The organism is Sediminivirga luteola (assembly GCF_014639315.1).
Taxonomy (GTDB): Bacteria; Actinomycetota; Actinomycetes; order Actinomycetales; family Brevibacteriaceae; genus Sediminivirga; species Sediminivirga luteola.
In genome coordinates this window covers 259,862-278,792 of record NZ_BMFY01000004.1, presented here as the reverse complement: position 1 = coordinate 278,792, position 18,931 = coordinate 259,862, and the positions used below count along the sequence as shown (strand labels likewise).

Genomic DNA, 18,931 nt, shown 5'->3' with positions numbered 1-18,931 from the left:
AAGCGACACTCCACGAAAGGCAGGATCCTGATGACCCGCGACCCGCTTGTGCTGCTCCCCGCCGTGGACGTCGCCGACGGCAAAGCCGTCCGCCTCGTCCAGGGCGAGGCCGGCTCCGAGACCGACTACGGCGATCCGCTCGAGGCCGCCCGCCAGTGGGAGTCCCAGGGCGCCGAGTGGATCCACCTGGTGGACCTCGACGCCGCCTTCGGCCGCGGATCCAACCACGACCTGCTCTCCCGGGTGGTGGGGGAGCTGGGCATCAAGGTCGAGCTCTCCGGCGGCATCCGCGACACCGCCAGCCTAGAGCGTGCGCTCGCCACCGGCGCCGCCCGCGTCAATATCGGCACCGCCGCCCTGGAGAACCCCGAATGGACCTCCCGGATCATCGGCGAGTACGGCGACCGGGTCGCCGTCGGCCTGGACGTGCGCGGCACCACGCTCGCCGCCCGGGGCTGGACCCGTGAGGGCGGCGACCTATGGGAGGTGCTCAACCGGCTGGAGGCCGACGGCTGCGCCCGCTATGTCGTCACCGACGTCACCAAGGACGGCACCCTGCGCGGTCCCAATGTGGAACTGCTCAAGGAGATCGCCACCCGCACTGAGAAGCCCATCGTCGCCTCCGGCGGCATCTCCAGCCTGGAAGATCTGGCGGCGCTGCGCGAGCTCGTCCCGCTCGGGGTGGACTCGGCGATCCTGGGCAAGGCGCTCTACGCCGGGCGCTTCACCCTCACCGAGGCACTGGATGTCGCCGGAGCCTGAGCCCGGGCCCGCCGGCCGGACGCCGAAGGCGGACTCCGCGGGAGTCCCGTGGGCCGGCCGCACCCTCGAATCGCACCCCTTCGCGGGTGACACGGGGGAGCCCGATGCGGCCCTGGCCGCCGCGCTGCGAGGCGCGGCGGGTGAAGAGGGGCGGTTCGATCCCGCGGCCCACCGGGCGGTGGTGAACGCGTTCACGCCCGCCCGGGTCTACGCGCCCATCCTCGCCGAACTCGGCGAGGCAGGGGAGGGGCACGCCGGGCTGACGGCGGAGAAGAGCGCCGAGATGGCCATGGTCACGCTCGCCGCGGAGGACGGCCGCGCCGTCGCCCCGGCGTTCAGCGGGATCCCGGAACTGGCTGCCTGGAACGGCCAGGCCAGGCCGGTGCCGGTCGAGGCGCGGAGGCTGGCGCTGGCCGCCGTGGACGAGGGCTCGCAGCTGGTCGTCGTCGACCCCGGCAGTCCGCACGCCTTCCTCATCCGGCGTCCGGCGTTGTGGCTCCTGGCCCAGGGCCGCGCCGGCCAGTGGCGCCCGGCCTGGGCGAATCCGGCCGTGGCCGATGCCGTCGCCGCAGCCGCCCGCGCGGAGGACTGGATCGACGGAGTCTCGCTCCGGCCCGGCTCGCACCGGGTGACCGTCTCCGGCCCCGAGCTGGCGGTGGTGGTCACGCCCGGCGGCCCGGTGCCGCCGGAAGGCATGGAACGGCTCCGGATGCGCCTGGCCGCCGATGCGGTGATCGGCGAGGCGGTCGACTCCCTCGCCATCGCCCTCGCCCCCGGGGCACGGTGAGGCCTGGGTTCCGGCATCGGGCGCCCTGTATCTTCCCCGGCCCCTGCTGCCGCCGGCTCGCACCTCGTCCGGGGCGGATGAGCCCAGGTCCGGCGGGCAGATCGCGTCCTCATGACGCTTTTTGACCGGCTGCCGCAGGGGCGTTAGTCTGGAGCGGTAACTGATGCGAATCAGGCACTCTCGCATGCACGGATTCGATTCCGGGCGCCGGTGCCTCGCCGGAGCCGTCCTCAGGGAAGCGGCACTGGCGGTGAGGGGCACGCGCCCACCGGCTCCACCCGCAGGTGCAGAGGGCCATCGATGGCACTGCGCGGTATGTGTTCGCGTCCATGGACCACGGTCCGTGGAGGTGGATCCGGGTTCTCAGGCCCAGCCGACACGCCCGACCTCGGGTTAAGCAGTCCACGGTGTTTACAAGGGTCTGGGCGCAAGCTTCACCCAGACCCCGGAAGGTAAGACCCCGTTCTTCCTTGACGCCCTTGCGGGTCGGATCTCGCGAGTGTCCGCGGAACGGGGTTTAGGAAGGTCGAGAAGCAATGGAGAACATGTAGTGCCTACTATTCAGCAGCTGGTCCGCAAGGGCCGGCGCGACAAGGTCACCAAGAGTGACGCCCCCGCGCTGAAGGGCAGCCCTCAGCGCCGCGGCGTGTGCACCCGTGTGTACACCACCACCCCGAAGAAGCCGAACTCCGCGATGCGGAAGGTCGCTCGTGTCAAGCTGTCCAGCCAGATCGAAGTGACGGCGTACATCCCCGGTGAGGGTCACAACCTCCAGGAGCACAGCATCGTGCTGGTGCGCGGCGGTCGTGTGAAGGACCTCCCGGGCGTGCGCTACCGCATCGTCCGAGGCTCCCTTGACACCCAGGGCGTCAAGGGCCGTCAGCAGGCCCGCAGCCGTTACGGCGCGAAGAGGGAGAAGAAGTAATGCCGCGTAAAGGCCCCGCACCCAAGCGTCCGCTCGTCGTGGATCCGGTCTACGGTTCCCCGGTGGTCACCCAGCTGATCAACAAGATCCTCCTCGACGGCAAGCGCTCCACGGCTGAGCGCATCGTCTACCGCGCCCTGGAGGGCGTGCGCGAGAAGAGCAGCAGCGACCCGGTCGTCGTGCTCAAGAAGGCGCTCGACAACATCCGCCCGTCGCTGGAGGTCCGCTCCCGCCGCGTCGGCGGCGCGACCTACCAGGTGCCGGTCGAGGTGCGCGCCGTGCGCGCCACCACCCTGGCGCTGCGCTGGCTGGTCGGCTATGCGCGTCAGCGTCGTGAGAAGACCATGACCGAGCGTCTGCAGAACGAGATCCTGGACGCCAGCAACGGTCTCGGCGCGGCGGTCAAGCGTCGCGAGGACACCCACAAGATGGCCGAGTCCAACCGGGCGTTCGCTCACTACCGCTGGTGACGTACAAGCGTGCCCGCAACACCCGCGGGCGCGGCAAGGTCTAACGACGAGAGAGAGACATCGTGGCACTGGACGTGCTGACCGACCTGAAGAAGGTCCGCAACATCGGCATCATGGCCCACATCGATGCCGGCAAGACCACTACGACCGAGCGCATCCTCTTCTACACCGGCGTCAACTACAAGATCGGCGAGACGCACGACGGTGCCTCCACCATGGACTGGATGGAGCAGGAGCAGGAACGCGGCATCACGATCACCTCGGCTGCCACCACCTGTTACTGGGAGGGCAACCAGATCAACATCATCGACACGCCCGGCCACGTCGACTTCACCGTCGAGGTGGAGCGGTCCCTGCGCGTGCTCGACGGCGCCGTCGCGGTGTTCGACGGCAAAGAGGGTGTGGAGCCCCAGTCGGAGACCGTGTGGCGTCAGGCGGACAAGTACAACGTGCCGCGTATCTGCTTCGTCAACAAGATGGACAAGCTGGGTGCGGACTTCTACTTCACCGTCCAGACCATCAAGGACCGTCTCGGTGCCAAGCCGCTCGTCGTGCAGCTCCCGATCGGTGCCGAGAGCGAGTTCTCCGGCGTCATCGATCTGATCGAGCGCAAGGCCTGGGCCTGGCCGGATGAGTCCAAGAAGGGCCAGGACATGACGGAGATCGAGATCCCCGCCGACCTGGCCGACAAGGTCGAGGAGTACCGCAACCAGCTGGTCGAGGATGTCGCCGAGGCCACCGAGGAACTGATGGAGGCCTACCTCGAAGAGGGCGAGCTGTCCATCGAGCAGATCAAGTCGGGCATCCGCCAGCTGGTCATCTCCAGCGAGGCGTTCCCGGTGCTGTGCGGTTCCGCCTTCAAGAACAAGGGCATCCAGCCGATGCTCAACGCGGTCATCGACTACCTCCCCTCCCCGCTGGACGTGCCGGATGTCTCCGGCCACGCCGTGGGCGACGAGGAGGCCGAGGTGACCCGCAAGGCCTCGATGGACGAGCCGTTCTCCGCGCTCGCCTTCAAGGTCGCCACGCATCCCTTCTTCGGGTCGCTGACCTACGTCCGGGTGTACTCCGGCAAGGTCGCCTCCGGTGCTCAGGTGCTCAACACCACGAGCGGGAAGAAGGAGCGCATCGGCAAGCTCTTCCAGATGCACTCCAACAAGGAGAACCCGGTGGAGGAGGCCGTCGCCGGCCACATCTACGCCTTCATCGGGCTGAAGGACACCACGACCGGTGACACCCTGTGCGATCCGGCCAAGCCGGTGGTCCTGGAGTCCATGAGCTTCCCCGACCCGGTGATCTTCGTGGCCATCGAGCCGAAGACCAAGGGCGACCAGGAGAAGCTCTCGACCGCGATCCAGAAGCTGGCCAAGGAGGATCCCACCTTCACGGTCAACCTGAACGAGGAGACCGGTCAGACCGAGATCGGCGGCATGGGCGAGCTCCACCTGGACATCCTGGTGGACCGCATGAAGCGCGAGTTCAAGGTCGAGGCGAACGTGGGCGCACCGCAGGTGGCGTACCGCGAGACCATCCGCCGCAAGGTGGAGAAGGTCGAGTACACCCACAAGAAGCAGACCGGTGGCTCCGGCCAGTTCGCCAAGGTCCAGGTCACGTTCGAGCCGCTTGAGGTCACGGGCGAGACCATCTACGAGTTCGAGAACGCCATCACCGGTGGCCGCGTGCCCAGGGAGTACATCCCCAGCGTGGACGCCGGCATCCAGGACGCCATGCAGCTGGGCGTGCTGGCCGGATACCCCCTCGTCGGCATCAAGGCGACTCTCGTCGACGGTGCCTACCACGACGTGGACTCCTCCGAGATGGCGTTCAAGATCGCCGGCTCGATGGTCCTCAAGGAGGGCGTCAGGAAGGCGAACCCGGTTCTGCTGGAGCCGGTGATGGACGTCGAGGTGCGCACCCCCGAGGAGTACATGGGTGACGTTATCGGCGACCTGAACTCCCGTCGTGGCATGATCCAGTCCATGGAGGACGCGAGCGGCGTCAAGGTCGTCCGCGCCACCGTGCCGCTGTCGGAGATGTTCGGCTACATCGGCGACCTGCGTTCGCGCACTCAGGGTCGTGCCGTGTACTCCATGCAGTTCAGCAGCTACGCGGAGGTCCCGAAGGCGGTCGCCGAGGCGGTCATCCAGAAGGCCCGCGGCGAGGAGTAATCCCGTTGCTCTCGCGCACGGTCCGCGCCTTCACCAGCGCGGACCGTGTGAGCGGCCGGACACAAGCAACCCAAGGTCAGAAACCCAAAAAGCCCGTAAGATTGAGAAGCAATCTCTACGGTATCCACGAGGAGGAACCCAGTGGCAAAGGCTAGTTTCGACAGGACTAAGCCGCATGTGAACATCGGCACGATCGGTCACGTCGACCACGGCAAGACGACGCTGACCGCGGCCATCACCAAGGTGCTGCACGATGCTTACCCTGAGCTGAACACCGCGTCCGCGTTCGACCAGATCGACAACGCGCCGGAAGAGAAGCAGCGCGGCATCACCATCAACATCTCCCACGTGGAGTACCAGACGGAGAAGCGCCACTACGCTCACGTCGACGCCCCGGGTCACGCCGACTACATCAAGAACATGATCACCGGTGCGGCCCAGATGGACGGCGCGATCCTCGTGGTCGCCGCTACCGACGGCCCGATGCCGCAGACCCGCGAGCACGTGCTGCTGGCCCGCCAGGTGGGCGTGCCCTACATCGTCGTGGCGCTGAACAAGGCCGATATGGTCGACGACGAGGAGCTCCTGGAGCTCGTCGAGTTCGAGGTGCGCGACCTGCTCTCCTCGCAGGAGTTCGACGGCGACAACGCCCCCGTGGTGAAGGTCTCCGCGCTCAAGGCCCTCGAGGGCGACGCCGAGTGGGGCAAGACCGTGCTCGACCTCATCCACGCCGTGGACGAGTTCGTGCCGGAGCCCGAGCGCGATGTCGACAAGCCGTTCCTGATGCCGGTCGAGGACGTCTTCACCATCACCGGCCGCGGCACCGTGGTCACCGGTCGCGTGGAGCGCGGCATCCTGCTGCCGAACGAAGAGATCGAGATCGTCGGCATCAAGGAGCACTCCTCCAAGACGACCGTCACCGCGATCGAGATGTTCCGCAAGACCCTCCCCGACGCGCGCGCCGGTGAGAACGTCGGCCTGCTGCTCCGCGGCACCAAGCGCGACGAGGTCGAGCGTGGCCAGGTCATCGTGAAGCCGGGTTCGATCACGCCGCACACCAACTTCGAGGCGCAGGTCTACATCCTGTCCAAGGACGAGGGCGGCCGTCACAACCCGTTCTACTCGAACTACCGTCCGCAGTTCTACTTCCGGACCACGGACGTTACCGGCGTCATCACGCTGCCCGAGGGCACCGAGATGGTCATGCCGGGCGACAACACCGATATGTCGGTTGAGCTCATCCAGCCGATCGCCATGGAGGAGGGCCTGCGGTTCGCCATCCGTGAGGGTGGCCGCACCGTCGGCGCCGGTCGTGTCACCAAGATCGTGAAGTAATCACGCTCTTCCCACGAAGCCCCGCAGCGGTTCGCCGCTGCGGGGCTTCGTGCATTGTCAGCCCGTATCGCGCTGTGGCGGTCACGCCACCCTGCCGCTGATGGCGGGCGTGTGCACCCCGTCCCGGTGAGCTCGCCCGGAATCTGCGCGTCACGGCTCAGCGACCACGGGCCCGCCCGATGGCGCGGCGCCCGGCGGGATGCGGTCGTGACCAGAGCGGATGTCCGGCTCACGGTGGCATCCGGTGTTGTATGCTGTGGCCACCAGCAGCGACTTTGGCGACACCGGCGTCGTGACGGGAGTGACGGACAGCATGCGGGAACATCGATGGAGACGGGCACTCGGGCTGGGCGCGGCTGCGGCCGTCCTGGGCACCAGCGCCTGTGCCGGGGGCGACGGCGTCCCGACTCTCATGTGGTACATCAATCCCGATGACGGCGGTCAGGCGACGCTGGCGGAGCGCTGCACGGAGGAGGCAGCAGGCGCGTACCGCATCCAGGTCTCCCTCCTCCCACGTGATGCGGACGGTCAGCGGGAGCAGCTGATCCGCCGCCTCGCCTCGCAGGACGCGTCGATCGACATGATGAGCCTGGATCCGGTCTACGTGCCGGAGATGGCCAACGCCGGCTACCTCGTGCCGGTGCCGGACGAGTACGTCGAGGAGTTCACGGCCAATGCCGTGGAGAGCTCGGTGGCCTCGTCCACCTGGGAGGACGAGCTGATCGCAGCCCCGTTCTGGGCCAATACGCAGCTGCTCTGGTACCGCGAGTCGGTGGCCGAGGCCGCCGGCCTGGACATGGATGAGCCGGTCACCTGGGACCAGCTCATCGAGGCGGCCGCCTCCCAGGACAAGGAACTCGGCGTTCAGGGCATCCGCGCGGAAGCCCTCACCGTGTGGATCAACGCGCTGATTGAATCCGCCGGCGGTCATATCGTGGAGAACCCGGAGGCCTCCGCCGATGAGGTCCAGCTCGGCATCGACAGCCCCGCCGGGCAGAAGGCCGCGGAGATCATGTCCACCATCGGGCAAGAAGGCCTGGGCGGGCCGTCCTTCAGCAATCAGGATGAGAACGGCGCGATGCTCCGGTTCCAGGGCGACACCGGTTCCTTCATGGTGAACTGGCCGTTCGTCTACGCGGCCACCGCCGCGTCCGTGGACGGCGGCAGCCTGGACCAGGAAGTCCTCGACGATATGGCCTGGACGTTCTACCCGGCCACCGAGGAGGGCACGGAATCCCGTCCCCCGCTGGGCGGCATCAACATCGGCGTCAGCTCCTACTCCGCGCACCCCGACGAGGCCTTCCAGGCGATCGAGTGCATCCGCTCGACCGACAACCAGGCCGAGTACATGGTCACCAACGGCAACCCCGCCTCGGACACGCGTGCGTACGAGGACCCCGAGGTGCAAGAGCAGTACCCGATGGCGGATATCATCCGCGAATCGCTCGAACGCGCCGCGCCGAGGCCGATGACGCCGTACTACAACGAGGTCACCGGCGGGCTGCAGCGCAGCTGGCATCCGCCCGCCGGACTCGACCCGCAGACCACGCCGGCGGCGTCCGCGGACCTGATCGAACAGATCCTCCGAGGGGAGGCCCTGCTGTGAGCACCACCACGAAGCCGGCGCCTGGCGCCCGCACCTCCGACCGGGCACGCGACGAGACCCGGATGGGCTGGCTGCTCTCCGGGCCGGCCGTGCTGGTCCTGCTGGCGGTCACGGCCTACCCGATCCTGCAGGCCTTCTACCAGTCCCTGTTCAACTACCGGCTCACCGATCCCGACGCGCGCTATTTCAACTGGGGCTACAACTACGTCGTCGTGCTCGGCGACCCGCAGTGGTGGCAGACGCTCGGCTTCACGCTCCTGGTGACCGTCTTCACGGTGGCCATCGAACTCGTCCTCGGCTTCGCCCTGGCCCTGGTGATGCTGAACGCGGTGCGCACCGTCCGGCCGTGGCTGCGCACCGTGATCCTGATCCCGTACGGCATCATCACCGTGGTCAGCGCCTTCAGCTGGAAGTACGCCTTCGACCTGGGCACCGGCTTCGTCGGTGCCTGGACCGGCAACCCGGGCTTCGACTGGTTCGGCGACTTCTGGACCGCATTCCTGGTCATCTCCGCCGCGGAGATCTGGAAGACCACTCCCTTCATCTCGCTGCTGCTGCTGGCCGGCCTGGCGCAGATCCCCGGGGACATGCTGGAGGCGGCGAAAGTCGACGGCGCGACCTGGTGGCAACGGATGACCAAGGTGATCCTGCCGAACATGACCGCCTCCATCATGGTGGCGCTGCTGTTCCGCACTCTGGACGCCTTCCGCATCTTCGATTCTGTCTTCGTGATGACCTCCGGCGCGCAGGGAACCGCCACGGTGTCGTTCCTGGCCTACGCGCAGACCATCAGCCAGCTGCAGGTGGGCCTGGGTTCGGCGGTCTCGGTGCTGCTGTTCGCCTGCGTGGCGCTCATCTGCTTCATCTTCATCAAGCTGTTCAGGGTCGATCTCTCGCGGGCACGGGGTGAGTGAACATGGACACCGGCAAACTGACCACGGGCAGGAAGATCCTCTGGGCGGTCGTCTCCGTCCTGGTGGCGGTCTACGCGCTCTTCCCGGTGGTGTGGATCATCTCGCTCTCGCTGAAGTCCCCGTCCGATGTGGGCAATCAGCAGTTCTGGCCGACCGCGGTCAGCTGGGAGAACTACGAGCTGATCTTCACCGGCCAGGCGAGCGAGCTGTTCGTCCCCGCGCTGATCAACTCGATCGGCATCTGCCTCATCGCCACCGCCATCGCGGTCGTGCTGGCCACGCTGACCGCCTACGCGGTCTCCCGGCTGGACTTCCCGGGAAAGAAGTTCATCCTGACGATGGCGCTGGGCGTGTCCATCTTCCCGGTGATCTCGATCGTCACGCCGCTGTTCAACCTGTGGTCCCGCATCGGCCTGTACGACACCTGGCTCGGCCTCATCATCCCTTACCTGTCCCTGACCCTGCCGATCTCCATCTGGACCCTCGCGGCGTTCTTCCGGCAGATCCCCTGGGAGCTGGAGCAGGCCGCGCAGGTGGACGGCGCCACCAGCTGGCAGGCCTTCCGCAAGGTCATCGTGCCGCTCGCCTCGCCGGGAGTGTTCACCACCGCCATCATCGCCTTCTTCATCGCCTGGAACGACTTCCTCTACGGGATCTCGCTCACCTCGACCTCCGCGGCCCGGCCCGTGCCCGCGGCGCTGTCCTTCTTCACCGGCGCCTCACAGTTCGAGGAGCCGGCCGGCGCCATCGCCGCGGCGGCCATCGTCGTGACCATTCCCGTCGTGGTCCTGGTGCTGCTCTTCCAGCGCCAGATCGTCGCCGGCCTCACCAGCGGGGCGGTGAAGGGATGACCCCCGCCGCCCTCGCCGGGCGCCTCTCCGCCGAGCACCAGCCAGCCGAGTCAAGGAACGGAGTCAGCCGTGGCTGAAATCAATCTCTCCCGGATCGTCAAGAAGTACGGTGACGGCTTCCCTGCGGTCAACGACGTCTCGCTGCGGATCGCCGACGGCGAGTTCGTCATCCTGGTCGGCCCCTCCGGCTCCGGCAAATCCACGCTGCTGCGGATGATCGTGGGACTGGAGGACATCACCGACGGCGAGCTCACCATCGACGGCGAGCGCGCCAATGAGAAGGCCCCGCGGGACCGCGGCCTGGCGATGGTGTTCCAGAACTACGCGCTGTACCCCCATATGACCGTGTTCGAGAACATCGCCTTCCCGCTGCGCCTGGCAAAGGACCTGGGGGAGGAGGAGATCCGCCGGAAGGTCGAGCAGGCGGCGTCGATGCTGGAGCTGGGGGAGCACCTGGAGCGGAAGCCGGCGAACCTCTCCGGCGGCCAGCGGCAGCGTGTGGCGATGGGCCGGGCGATCGTGCGCGATGCCAAGGCCTTCCTCTTCGATGAGCCGCTGTCCAATCTGGACGCGAAGCTGCGCGGCCAGATGCGCACCGAGATCGCCCGGATGCAGCGGCGGCTGGGGACCACCACCGTCTACGTGACGCACGACCAGACCGAGGCGATGACGCTCGGGGACAAGGTGGCGGTGCTCAAGCGCGGCGAGCTGCAGCAGTACGCCAGCCCGCAGGAGCTCTACGACGAGCCGATCAACCTGTTCGTGGCCGGATTCATCGGCTCGCCGCCGATGAACTTCATCCCGGTGCGGAACCAGGACGGCGTCCTGCACTCGCCGTTCGGGCCGATCCCGGTCACCGCTCGCGACGAGGCCGCGCTGGCGGAGGCGCCCGAGCTCCTGATCGCCGGCATCCGGCCGGAGGCATTCGAGGACGCCGCGCTGCTGGACGACGCCACCCGCCAGGACCGCGCCGTGATCTCCGCGACGGTGGACGTCACCGAATGGCTGGGCAATGAGGTCTACGCGTACCTTCCCTTCGAGGCCGATGCGGAGGTCTCCCAGGCGCTCGCCGAACTCGACCGGGACCTGGACGGGGAGAGCCTGCGCACCCAGGTGGTCGCGGCGCTCGACTCGCGCACGCGCATCGGCGCCGGCGATGCCGTGGACCTGGCCTTCGTGCCCGAGAGCGTGAAACTGTTCGATCCCAGGACCGGACGCAATCTGAGCCGCGACGACGAGAACGCCGCACGCATCGCCGAACGGTCCGAAGCCGCCAGGCAGCAGGCGCTCGAGCGCGCTCGCGAGCAGCACAGCGGCGCCGCCTGAGCCGACGGTGCCTGGGCAGGCATGGCCGCGGTCATGGTGGTGTGCCCCAGGTACAACCGGGGCCGGCCACCACAACCGGGGCCACATCGGCTGCGGCCGCCCGCGACGTGGATGGGTGCGAGGCCGGTGGGCGGCGCGTAGCGGCGGGAGACGTGGCGAGAGGCACAGGCGCAGCGGTTTGCCATGCCGTGCCGGAGTATGCCAAGATTGAAAAGTTGCTTTCCGGGGGTGACCCCTGCGTGTGCACATGCCGCTGCTGCGGCGTGCTCGCGTGCGTGCCCCGCGGACCGGAAGGGAATCGGCTCACGGCCGGTTCGCAGAAAGCCGGAAGCATCGGGCGGCTCGCCTCGAAACGGAATCTTCATGACTGGGGATTTCGCCCGAAAGGCAAGCGCGACACGCCCGACCTCGGGGGTCGTAGTGAACAGCCGGCACAGAGCTCGTGCGCGGTCCAGCAGGGTGCTTCGGCGCTCAGCAGGGCGAGGCGCGGGGTTGATGGCCGGGAGGAACGAACAGAGAGTTGGACCAACAGCCATGGCGGGACAGAAGATCCGCATCCGGCTCAAGTCGTACGACCACGCGGTCATCGACAGTGCAGCGCGCAAGATCGTTGACACTGTGACCCGTGCCGGCGCGACTGTCGTGGGCCCGGTGCCGCTGCCGACGGAGAAGAACGTTTACGTTGTCATCCGTTCGCCGCACAAGTACAAGGACAGCCGTGAGCATTTCGAGATGCGCACGCACAAGCGCCTGATCGACATCGTCGATCCGACGCCGAAGGCCGTCGACTCGCTCATGCGCCTCGACCTGGCCGATGACGTCAACATCGAGATCAAGCTGTAGGAGAGGAGTGACCAATGGCTAACACGCGTTCCAAGGCACAGCCGGCGCTGCGCACGGTCAAGGGCCTCCTCGGCACCAAGCTCGGCATGACCCAGGTCTGGGATGAGAACAACACCCTCGTCCCGGTCACCGTGATCGCCGCCGACAACAACGTCGTCACCCAGATCCGCACCGCGGACGCCGATGGGTACGAGGCCGTTCAGATCGCCTTCGGCGAGATCGACCCCCGCAAGGTGAACCAGCCGGTCGCCGGCCACTTCGCCAAGGCGGGCGTCGCCCCGCGCCGTCACCTCGTCGAGCTGCGTACCGCCGACGCCTCCGAGTACGAGCTCGGCCAGGAGCTGCGCACCGACGTCTTCACCGCCGGTTCCAAGGTGGATGTCACCGCCAAGACCAAGGGCAAGGGCACCGCGGGCGTCATGAAGCGCCACGGCTTTGCCGGCGTCGGCGCCTCGCACGGTGCCCACCGCAACCACCGCAAGCCGGGCTCGATCGGTGGCGCCGCCACCCCGGGTCGCGTCTTCAAGGGCCTGCGGATGGCCGGTCGCATGGGTGCGGTGAAGCACACCACCCAGAACCTCACCATCCACTCCGTCGACACGGACAACGGTCTGCTGCTGGTCAAGGGCGCCGTGCCCGGCCCGAAGGGCGCAGTCGTGCTCGTCCGGACTGCTGCGAAGGAGGGCTAAGCACAATGGCCACCACGTCTATCGACGTCCTCGACGCCCAGGGCAAGAAGGCCGGCACCGCCGAGCTGCCCGCGGAGATCTTCGACGTCCCCACGAATGTGCCGCTGATCCACCAGGTCGTCGTCGCGCAGCTCGCCGCCGCGCGTCAGGGCACGCACAAGACCAAGACCCGCGCCGAGGTCTCCGGCGGCGGCAAGAAGCCGTACCGCCAGAAGGGCACCGGTAACGCCCGCCAGGGCTCGATCCGCGCCCCGCAGTACGCCGGCGGCGGCGTCGTGCACGGGCCTGTCCCGCGCGACTACAGCCAGCGCACCCCCAAGAAGATGAAGGCCGCCGCCCTGCGCGGTGCGCTCTCGGACCGGGCACGCCTGGGCCGCGTCTTCGTGCTGTCCTCGGTGGTCGACTCGGAGGTCCCGTCGACCAAGCAGGCCAAGCAGGCGCTGAACAATCTCTCGGACCGGGCGAACAAGCTCATCGTCGTCCAGCACGGTGACGAGCTCACGATCAAGAGCGTGCGGAACCTCGCCGATGTGCATGTGCTGACCCCCGGTCAGCTCAACACCTACGACGTCCTCGTCGCGGACGACATCGTGTTCACCTCGGGTGCGCTCGAGGAGTTCCTCGCCACGCGGTCCACCGCAGCGAAGGAGGAGAACGCATCATGAGCTCTGCGCAGAAGGACCCCCGCGACATCATCATCAAGCCGGTCGTCTCGGAGAAGTCGTTCCGCCTCGCGGACGAGGGCCAGTACGTGTTCCTCGTCGATCCGCGGTCGAACAAGCTCGAGATCAAGTACGCGATCGAGAGCATCTTCGACGTGAAGGTCGCCTCCGTCAACACGGCCAACCGCGAGGGCAAGTCGCGCCGTACGCGGCACGGGATGGGCAAGCGCAAGGACACCAAGCGCGCCATCGTCGCACTCAAAGAAGGCAGCATCGACATCTTCGGTGGAACGCTCTGACCGGGCGTGACGACGAACCGCAAGAAGGATTGAGAGCACATGGGAATCCGTAAGCACAAGCCGACAACGCCGGGCCGCCGCGGCTCGAGCGGTGCCGACTTCGTCGAAGTGACCCGGTCCACTCCGGAGAAGTCGCTTCTGCGCCCGCTGCCCAAGCGCGGCGGCCGCAACAACCAGGGTCGCATCACCACCCGTCACCAGGGCGGCGGTCATAAGCGCCAGTACCGCGTGATCGACTTCCGCCGGCACGACAAGGACGGCATCCCGGCGAAGGTCGCACACATCGAGTACGACCCGAACCGCACCGCCCGCATCGCGCTGCTGCACTACGCCGACGGCGAGAAGCGCTACATCATCGCGCCGAACCGCCTGAAGCAGGGCGACACCGTCGAGGCCGGCGCCGGCGCCGACATCAAGCCCGGCAACAACCTGCCGCTGCGCAACATCCCGACCGGTACCGTGATCCACGCCATCGAGATGCGCCCGGGCGGCGGGGCGAAGATCGCCCGCTCGGCCGGCGCCTCCGTGCAGCTGGTCGCCAAGGACGGGCCGTATGCGCAGCTGCGCATGCCCTCCGGCGAGATCCGCAACGTCGACGCCCGCTGCCGCGCCTCCATCGGCGAGGTCGGCAACGCGGAGCAGTCGAACATCAACTGGGGCAAGGCGGGCCGCATGCGCTGGAAGGGCAAGCGCCCGACCGTGCGCGGTGTGGTCATGAACCCCGTCGACCACCCGCACGGTGGCGGCGAGGGCAAGACCTCCGGCGGCCGTCATCCGGTCAGCCCCTGGGGTCAGCCCGAGGGTCGTACCCGCAAGCCCAACAAGGAAAGCGACAAGCTCATCGTGCGTCGCCGCCGGACCGGTAAGAAGCGCTGATAGGGAGCCTCGATCATGCCTCGTAGCCTCAAGAAGGGCCCCTTCGTCGACGAGCACCTCTACCAGAAGGTCGCTACGCAGAACGAAAAGGGCACCAAGAACGTCATTAAGACCTGGTCGCGCCGCTCGATGATCATCCCCGAGTTCCTCGGGCACACGATCGCCGTGCACGACGGCCGGAAGCACGTCCCGGTGTTCATCACCGAAGCCATGGTTGGCCACAAGCTCGGAGAGTTCGCTCCCACGCGAACTTTCCGCGGCCACGAGAAGGACGACCGCAAGGGCCGCCGCCGCTGACCGCGGCCTGAATCGAAAGAGAGAAGGAAGCGATGGAAGCCACGGCGAAAGCGCGCTATCTGCGCGTCACGCCCCAGAAGGCTCGGCGCGTCGTCGACCTCATCCGTGGTCAGCAGGCGACCGAAGCCCTTGCTGTGCTGCAGTTCGCGCAGCAGGGTGCCTCCGAGCCCATCTACAAGCTCGTCGCGTCTGGCATCGCCAACGCCCGTGTGAAGGCTGAGCAGCTCGGCGAAGCCTTCAACGAGGACGATCTGGTGATCGCCCAGGCGTATGTCGACGAGGGACCCACCATGAAGCGCATCCGGCCCCGGGCCCAGGGACGCGCTTTCCAGATCAAGAAGCGCACCAGCCACATCACCGTCGTGCTGGCCAGCGGCGAGGATCTTCCCGCCGGCGCAACGCGGAAGGGGAGGTGACCGGTAGTGGGTCAGAAGATCAACCCGAACGGTTTCCGACTGGGAATCACCACCGATCACAAGTCCAAGTGGTTCGCTGACTCCACCAAGCCGGGGCAGCGTTACAAGGACTATGTCGGCGAGGACGTCAAGATCCGCCGGCTCCTCACCGACGGCATGGAGCGCGCCGGCATCTCCAAGGTGAACATCGAGCGCACCCGGGACCGGGTCCGCGTCGACATCCACACCGCCCGGCCGGGCATCGTCATCGGCCGTCGCGGCGCGGAGGCCGACCGCATCCGCGGGAGCCTGGAGAAGCTCACCGGCAAGCAGGTCCAGCTCAACATCCTCGAGGTGAAGAACCCCGAGGTGGACGCCCAGCTCGTCGCGCAGGGCGTCGCCGAGCAGCTGGCCAGCCGCGTGGCGTTCCGCCGCGCGATGCGCAAGGCGATCCAGTCCGCTCAGCGGGCCGGCGCCAAGGGCATCCGGGTGCAGTGCTCCGGCCGCCTCGGCGGCGCGGAGATGAGCCGCTCGGAGTTCTATCGCGAGGGCCGCGTGCCGCTGCACACCCTGCGCGCCAACATCGACTACGGGTTCTTCGAGTCGCACACCACCTTCGGCCGGATCGGCGTGAAGGTGTGGATCTACAAGGGCGATCTGACCGATAAGGAGCTCGCTGCCCAGCAGGCGCAGGCTCCCAGCCGCGGCCCCCGCGGCGGTCGCGGTGCCCGTGGACGCGGCGCAGGCCGTCAGCGCGGCGGCGAGGCCCAGCAGAACCAGGCTGAGTCGGCGGCCCCGGCCGCCGACGCCGGATCGGAGAAGTGACAGATGCTGATCCCACGTCGAGTCAAGTTCCGCAAGCAGCACCACCCGAAGCGCTCCGGCGTTTCGAAGGGCGGCACGCAGGTCGCCTTCGGCGATTTCGGCATCCAGGCGCTTGAGCCCGCCTATGTGACGAACCGCCAGATCGAGGCTGCTCGTATCGCCATGACCCGCCACATCAAGCGTGGCGGCAAGGTCTGGATCAACATCTACCCGGACCGGCCGCTGACCAAGAAGCCCGCCGAGACCCGCATGGGCTCCGGCAAGGGCTCGCCCGAATGGTGGGTCGCCAACGTCAAGCCCGGCCGCGTGATGTTCGAGCTGGCCGGCGTCCCGGAGGAGGTGGCTCGCGAGGCTCTGCGCCTGGCGATCCACAAGCTCCCGCTCAAGGCCCGCATCGTGCGGCGTGAAGGTGGTGAATGATCATGGCAGTTGGATCGAAGGATCTGTCGATCGACAAGCTCGACGGCTTCGACGACGAGCGGCTGCTGGAGGAGCTCCGTAAGGCCAAGGCCGAGCTCTTCAACCTGCGGTTCCAGTCCGCGACCGGACAGCTGGAGAGCCACGGCCGGCTCAAGGCCGTGCGCCGCGACATCGCCCGTATCTACACCGTGATCCGGGAGCGCGAGCTGGCCATCCGCTCGAACCCCGCAGACGCGAAGGAAGAGGATAAGTGATGTCTGAGCAGCAGCAGGCCGCTCCGGCTCGCGCCAGCCGGAAGATCCGCCGGGGCCTGGTGGTCTCCGACAAGATGGACAAGACCATCGTGGTGGAGATCGAGGACCGCGTGAAGCACCGCCTGTACGGCAAGGTGATCCGCCGGACCACGAAGATCAAGGCCCATGACGAGGAGAACACCGCCGGCATCGGCGACACCGTGCTCCTGGCCGAGACCCGGCCGCTGTCCGCTACCAAGCGGTGGCGTCTGGTGGAGATCGTCGAGCGCGCGAAGTAAGCGCTTGCCAGGACCGGCCGCGGCCGGGGGCCCCGAAACGGGGCGCCGCCGGCCGCGCCGGCCGGTCACCCAAGACAACGACCGTTCCGTCAGGCTCATCCCAGCCGATGAGAACCGACGCGACGACAGGAGAATGAAGTGATTCAGCAGGAGTCGCGACTCAAGGTCGCCGACAACACGGGGGCGAAGGAGATCCTCGCCATCCGCGTGCTCGGCGGCTCCGGTCGACGCTACGCCGGTATCGGCGACACGATCGTCGCCACCGTCAAGGACGCCATCCCCGGCGGCAATGTCAAGAAGGGCGATGTGGTCAAGGCCGTCATCGTCCGCACCGTGAAGGAGCGCCGCCGTCCGGATGGCTCGTACATCCGTTTCGATGAGAACGCCGCGGTGATCCTCAAGGGCGACAACGAGCCCCGCGGGACGCGCATCTTCGGACCCGTGGGCCGTGAGCTCCGGGACAAGAAGTTCATGCGCATCATCTCGCTGGCCCCGGAGGTGCTGTAGCCATGCCGAAGATCAAGATCAAGAAGGGCGACCTCGTCCAGGTGATCGCCGGCGCCCGCCAGGAGCGCGGCGGCGACCGCGGCAAGCAGGGCAAGGTCCTCGAAGTGTTCCCGGAGACGAACCGCGTGCTGGTCGAGGGCGTGAACCGCGTCAGCAAGCATCGTCGTGCCGGTCAGACCGCCAAGGGCGGGGCGACCGGCGGTATCGAGATCCACGAGGCCCCCATCCACATCTCGAATGTGGCGCTGGTGGACCCCAAGGACAACAAGCCGACCCGCATCGGCTACCGAGAAGAGGAAGTGGAGCGTAACGGTCGGACCAAGACCGTGCGCGTCCGCGTGTCCCGTCGCACCGGGGAGGACATCTGATGAGCGCGGAAGCACCGGAGAGGATCCAGCGCGAGCTGCCTCGCCTGAAGAAGCTCTACCGCGAGGAGATCGTGGCGAAGCTCCAGGAGGAGTTCCAGTACGCCAACGTCAACCAGGTTCCGACGTTCAGCAAGGTGGTCGTGAACATGGGTGTCGGCGACGCCGCCCGCGACTCGAAGCTCATCGAGGGCGCCATCGCCGATCTGACCGCGATCACCGGCCAGAAGCCGGTCGTGACCCGGGCCAGGAAGTCCATCGCGCAGTTCAAGCTGCGCGAGGGCCAGCCGATCGGCGCTCACGTCACGCTTCGCAACGCCCGCATGTGGGAGTTCCTGGACCGCGTGATCTCCCTCGCTCTGCCCCGTATCCGCGACTTCCGCGGGCTCTCGGACCGGCAGTTCGACGGCAACGGCAACTACACCTTCGGCCTGACGGAGCAGTCGATGTTCCACGAGATCGATCAGGACAAGATCGACCGCGTGCGCGGCATGGACATCACCGTCGTGACCACCGCCAAGACCGACGATGAGGGACGCGCGCTGCTGCGTCACCTCGGTTTCCCGTTCAAGAGCAACTGACCACTCTACGTTGCAGGTCCGATGACCGCCTGACGGCTCACGCCGCACCGGCGCGATGAGGAAACCGCAGCGAGGAAGGGCATAGAGCCCACATGACCATGACAGATCCCGTCGCAGACATGCTCACGCGTCTGCGCAATGCCAACTCGGCATACCACGACGATGTCTCGATGCCGTACAGCAAGCTGAAGTCGAGCATCGCCGACATCCTGAAGGCCGAGGGCTACATCGCCGACTGGAGCGTCGAAGACGCCGAAGTGGGCAAGAAGCTGCACCTCGACCTGAAGTTCGGGCCGAACCGAGAGCGCGCCATCGCCGGCATCCGCCGCGTGTCGAAGCCGGGCCTGCGCGTGTACGCCAAGTCCACCAACCTGCCTCGCGTGCTCGGCGGCCTGGGCATCGCCATCCTGTCCACCTCGTCTGGTCTCCTCACGGACCGCCAGGCGGCCAAGAAGGGCGTGGGCGGGGAAGTCCTCGCCTACGTCTGGTAAGGGGG

The 18,931-nt window shown here is 67.4% G+C and carries 25 protein-coding genes; all 25 read left to right on the top strand.

Annotated elements, in window-relative coordinates; translation table 11 throughout:
• Window positions 1–30 precede the first annotated feature (30 nt).
• Window positions 31–762, top strand: a complete 732-nt coding sequence (gene priA, locus IEW13_RS06520; protein WP_188550123.1) for a bifunctional 1-(5-phosphoribosyl)-5-((5-phosphoribosylamino)methylideneamino)imidazole-4-carboxamide isomerase/phosphoribosylanthranilate isomerase PriA — start codon at window positions 31–33, stop codon at window positions 760–762.
• On the top strand, window positions 746–1,549 hold the full coding sequence (locus IEW13_RS06515; protein ID WP_188550122.1) for an SseB family protein: 804 nt from the start codon (window positions 746–748) through the stop codon (window positions 1,547–1,549). Before priA ends, IEW13_RS06515 begins: the two co-directional genes overlap by 17 nt.
• A gap of 550 nt (window positions 1,550–2,099) precedes the next feature.
• Window positions 2,100–2,474 carry a 30S ribosomal protein S12 gene (gene rpsL / locus IEW13_RS06510; RefSeq protein ID WP_188550121.1) on the top strand — a complete coding sequence of 125 codons (375 nt, stop codon included), beginning with the start codon at window positions 2,100–2,102 and terminating at the stop codon, window positions 2,472–2,474.
• Window positions 2,474–2,944, top strand: coding sequence for a 30S ribosomal protein S7 (gene rpsG / locus IEW13_RS06505; RefSeq protein WP_188550120.1), 471 nt, complete (start codon window positions 2,474–2,476; stop codon window positions 2,942–2,944). The genes rpsL and rpsG overlap by 1 nt, the downstream gene beginning before the upstream one ends.
• Before the next feature lie 62 nt (window positions 2,945–3,006).
• Complete coding sequence (gene fusA / locus IEW13_RS06500; protein WP_188550119.1) at window positions 3,007–5,112, top strand: elongation factor G; 2,106 nt, start codon at window positions 3,007–3,009, stop codon at window positions 5,110–5,112.
• 141 nt (window positions 5,113–5,253) lie between these two features.
• On the top strand, window positions 5,254–6,447 hold the full coding sequence (gene tuf, locus IEW13_RS06495; RefSeq protein ID WP_188550118.1) for an elongation factor Tu: 1,194 nt from the start codon (window positions 5,254–5,256) through the stop codon (window positions 6,445–6,447).
• Between the two features lie 256 nt (window positions 6,448–6,703).
• Window positions 6,704–8,053, top strand: coding sequence for an extracellular solute-binding protein (locus tag IEW13_RS06490; RefSeq protein WP_229744967.1), 1,350 nt, complete (start codon window positions 6,704–6,706; stop codon window positions 8,051–8,053).
• A complete protein-coding gene (locus IEW13_RS06485) occupies window positions 8,050–8,967 on the top strand; it encodes a carbohydrate ABC transporter permease (protein ID WP_229744966.1) in 918 nt (305 codons plus the stop codon). Before IEW13_RS06490 ends, IEW13_RS06485 begins: the two co-directional genes overlap by 4 nt.
• Window positions 8,968–8,969: 2 nt before the next feature.
• On the top strand, window positions 8,970–9,818 hold the full coding sequence (locus IEW13_RS06480; RefSeq protein WP_188550117.1) for a carbohydrate ABC transporter permease: 849 nt from the start codon (window positions 8,970–8,972) through the stop codon (window positions 9,816–9,818).
• Between the two features lie 69 nt (window positions 9,819–9,887).
• Window positions 9,888–11,144, top strand: a complete 1,257-nt coding sequence (locus tag IEW13_RS06475; RefSeq protein WP_188550116.1) for an ABC transporter ATP-binding protein — start codon at window positions 9,888–9,890, stop codon at window positions 11,142–11,144.
• Between the two features lie 534 nt (window positions 11,145–11,678).
• Window positions 11,679–11,987, top strand: a complete 309-nt coding sequence (gene rpsJ / locus IEW13_RS06470) for a 30S ribosomal protein S10 (RefSeq protein WP_188550115.1) — start codon at window positions 11,679–11,681, stop codon at window positions 11,985–11,987.
• Between the two features lie 14 nt (window positions 11,988–12,001).
• Window positions 12,002–12,676: a 50S ribosomal protein L3 gene (gene rplC / locus IEW13_RS06465; protein WP_188550114.1), complete on the top strand. Its 675-nt coding sequence runs from the start codon at window positions 12,002–12,004 to the stop codon at window positions 12,674–12,676.
• A 5-nt stretch (window positions 12,677–12,681) separates the two neighbouring features.
• Window positions 12,682–13,341: a 50S ribosomal protein L4 gene (gene rplD / locus IEW13_RS06460; protein ID WP_188550113.1), complete on the top strand. Its 660-nt coding sequence runs from the start codon at window positions 12,682–12,684 to the stop codon at window positions 13,339–13,341.
• On the top strand, window positions 13,338–13,637 hold the full coding sequence (gene rplW / locus IEW13_RS06455) for a 50S ribosomal protein L23 (RefSeq protein ID WP_188550112.1): 300 nt from the start codon (window positions 13,338–13,340) through the stop codon (window positions 13,635–13,637). The genes rplD and rplW overlap by 4 nt, the downstream gene beginning before the upstream one ends.
• A gap of 39 nt (window positions 13,638–13,676) precedes the next feature.
• Entirely contained in the window at window positions 13,677–14,513 is an 837-nt protein-coding gene (gene rplB, locus IEW13_RS06450; protein WP_188550111.1) for a 50S ribosomal protein L2, read from the top strand.
• Between the two features lie 15 nt (window positions 14,514–14,528).
• Window positions 14,529–14,810 (top strand): 30S ribosomal protein S19, encoded by a 282-nt coding sequence (rpsS, locus tag IEW13_RS06445; protein ID WP_188550110.1) that lies wholly within the window; start codon window positions 14,529–14,531, stop codon window positions 14,808–14,810.
• Window positions 14,811–14,842: 32 nt separating this feature from the next.
• On the top strand, window positions 14,843–15,226 hold the full coding sequence (gene rplV, locus IEW13_RS06440; RefSeq protein ID WP_188550109.1) for a 50S ribosomal protein L22: 384 nt from the start codon (window positions 14,843–14,845) through the stop codon (window positions 15,224–15,226).
• A gap of 6 nt (window positions 15,227–15,232) precedes the next feature.
• Window positions 15,233–16,030 carry a 30S ribosomal protein S3 gene (gene rpsC / locus IEW13_RS06435; protein WP_188550108.1) on the top strand — a complete coding sequence of 266 codons (798 nt, stop codon included), beginning with the start codon at window positions 15,233–15,235 and terminating at the stop codon, window positions 16,028–16,030.
• Window positions 16,031–16,033: 3 nt separating this feature from the next.
• A complete protein-coding gene (rplP, locus tag IEW13_RS06430) occupies window positions 16,034–16,450 on the top strand; it encodes a 50S ribosomal protein L16 (protein ID WP_188550107.1) in 417 nt (138 codons plus the stop codon).
• A gap of 2 nt (window positions 16,451–16,452) precedes the next feature.
• A complete protein-coding gene (rpmC, locus tag IEW13_RS06425; RefSeq protein WP_188550106.1) occupies window positions 16,453–16,704 on the top strand; it encodes a 50S ribosomal protein L29 in 252 nt (83 codons plus the stop codon).
• Window positions 16,704–16,982 carry a 30S ribosomal protein S17 gene (gene rpsQ / locus IEW13_RS06420; RefSeq protein ID WP_188550105.1) on the top strand — a complete coding sequence of 93 codons (279 nt, stop codon included), beginning with the start codon at window positions 16,704–16,706 and terminating at the stop codon, window positions 16,980–16,982. The genes rpmC and rpsQ overlap by 1 nt, the downstream gene beginning before the upstream one ends.
• 138 nt (window positions 16,983–17,120) lie before the next feature.
• Window positions 17,121–17,489, top strand: coding sequence for a 50S ribosomal protein L14 (gene rplN, locus IEW13_RS06415; RefSeq protein ID WP_188550104.1), 369 nt, complete (start codon window positions 17,121–17,123; stop codon window positions 17,487–17,489).
• A 2-nt stretch (window positions 17,490–17,491) separates the two neighbouring features.
• Complete coding sequence (gene rplX, locus IEW13_RS06410) at window positions 17,492–17,857, top strand: 50S ribosomal protein L24 (protein ID WP_229744965.1); 366 nt, start codon at window positions 17,492–17,494, stop codon at window positions 17,855–17,857.
• Window positions 17,857–18,435: a 50S ribosomal protein L5 gene (gene rplE, locus IEW13_RS06405; protein ID WP_188550103.1), complete on the top strand. Its 579-nt coding sequence runs from the start codon at window positions 17,857–17,859 to the stop codon at window positions 18,433–18,435. Before rplX ends, rplE begins: the two co-directional genes overlap by 1 nt.
• A gap of 92 nt (window positions 18,436–18,527) precedes the next feature.
• Window positions 18,528–18,926 carry a 30S ribosomal protein S8 gene (gene rpsH, locus IEW13_RS06400; protein WP_188550102.1) on the top strand — a complete coding sequence of 133 codons (399 nt, stop codon included), beginning with the start codon at window positions 18,528–18,530 and terminating at the stop codon, window positions 18,924–18,926.
• Window positions 18,927–18,931: the final 5 nt, after the last annotated feature.

Bases quoted from the DNA above. Each gene is read 5' to 3' on its own strand.
- rpsJ (WP_188550115.1), top strand. From the start codon at position 11,679: ATGGCGGGACAGAAGATCCGCATCCGGCTCAAGTCGTACGACCACGCG.
- rpmC (WP_188550106.1), top strand. From the start codon at position 16,453: ATGGCAGTTGGATCGAAGGATCTGTCGATCGACAAGCTCGACGGCTTC.
- rplV (WP_188550109.1), top strand. From the start codon at position 14,843: ATGGAAGCCACGGCGAAAGCGCGCTATCTGCGCGTCACGCCCCAGAAG.
- rplD (WP_188550113.1), top strand. From the start codon at position 12,682: ATGGCCACCACGTCTATCGACGTCCTCGACGCCCAGGGCAAGAAGGCC.
- IEW13_RS06480 (WP_188550117.1), top strand. From the start codon at position 8,970: ATGGACACCGGCAAACTGACCACGGGCAGGAAGATCCTCTGGGCGGTC.
- rplE (WP_188550103.1), top strand. From the start codon at position 17,857: ATGAGCGCGGAAGCACCGGAGAGGATCCAGCGCGAGCTGCCTCGCCTG.
- rpsQ (WP_188550105.1), top strand. From the start codon at position 16,704: ATGTCTGAGCAGCAGCAGGCCGCTCCGGCTCGCGCCAGCCGGAAGATC.
- rplC (WP_188550114.1), top strand. From the start codon at position 12,002: ATGGCTAACACGCGTTCCAAGGCACAGCCGGCGCTGCGCACGGTCAAG.
- IEW13_RS06515 (WP_188550122.1), top strand. From the start codon at position 746: ATGTCGCCGGAGCCTGAGCCCGGGCCCGCCGGCCGGACGCCGAAGGCG.
- rpsS (WP_188550110.1), top strand. From the start codon at position 14,529: ATGCCTCGTAGCCTCAAGAAGGGCCCCTTCGTCGACGAGCACCTCTAC.
- rplB (WP_188550111.1), top strand. From the start codon at position 13,677: ATGGGAATCCGTAAGCACAAGCCGACAACGCCGGGCCGCCGCGGCTCG.
- rpsG (WP_188550120.1), top strand. From the start codon at position 2,474: ATGCCGCGTAAAGGCCCCGCACCCAAGCGTCCGCTCGTCGTGGATCCG.
- priA (WP_188550123.1), top strand. From the start codon at position 31: ATGACCCGCGACCCGCTTGTGCTGCTCCCCGCCGTGGACGTCGCCGAC.
- rplP (WP_188550107.1), top strand. From the start codon at position 16,034: ATGCTGATCCCACGTCGAGTCAAGTTCCGCAAGCAGCACCACCCGAAG.
- rplX (WP_229744965.1), top strand. From the start codon at position 17,492: ATGCCGAAGATCAAGATCAAGAAGGGCGACCTCGTCCAGGTGATCGCC.
- rpsH (WP_188550102.1), top strand. From the start codon at position 18,528: ATGACCATGACAGATCCCGTCGCAGACATGCTCACGCGTCTGCGCAAT.
- rplW (WP_188550112.1), top strand. From the start codon at position 13,338: ATGAGCTCTGCGCAGAAGGACCCCCGCGACATCATCATCAAGCCGGTC.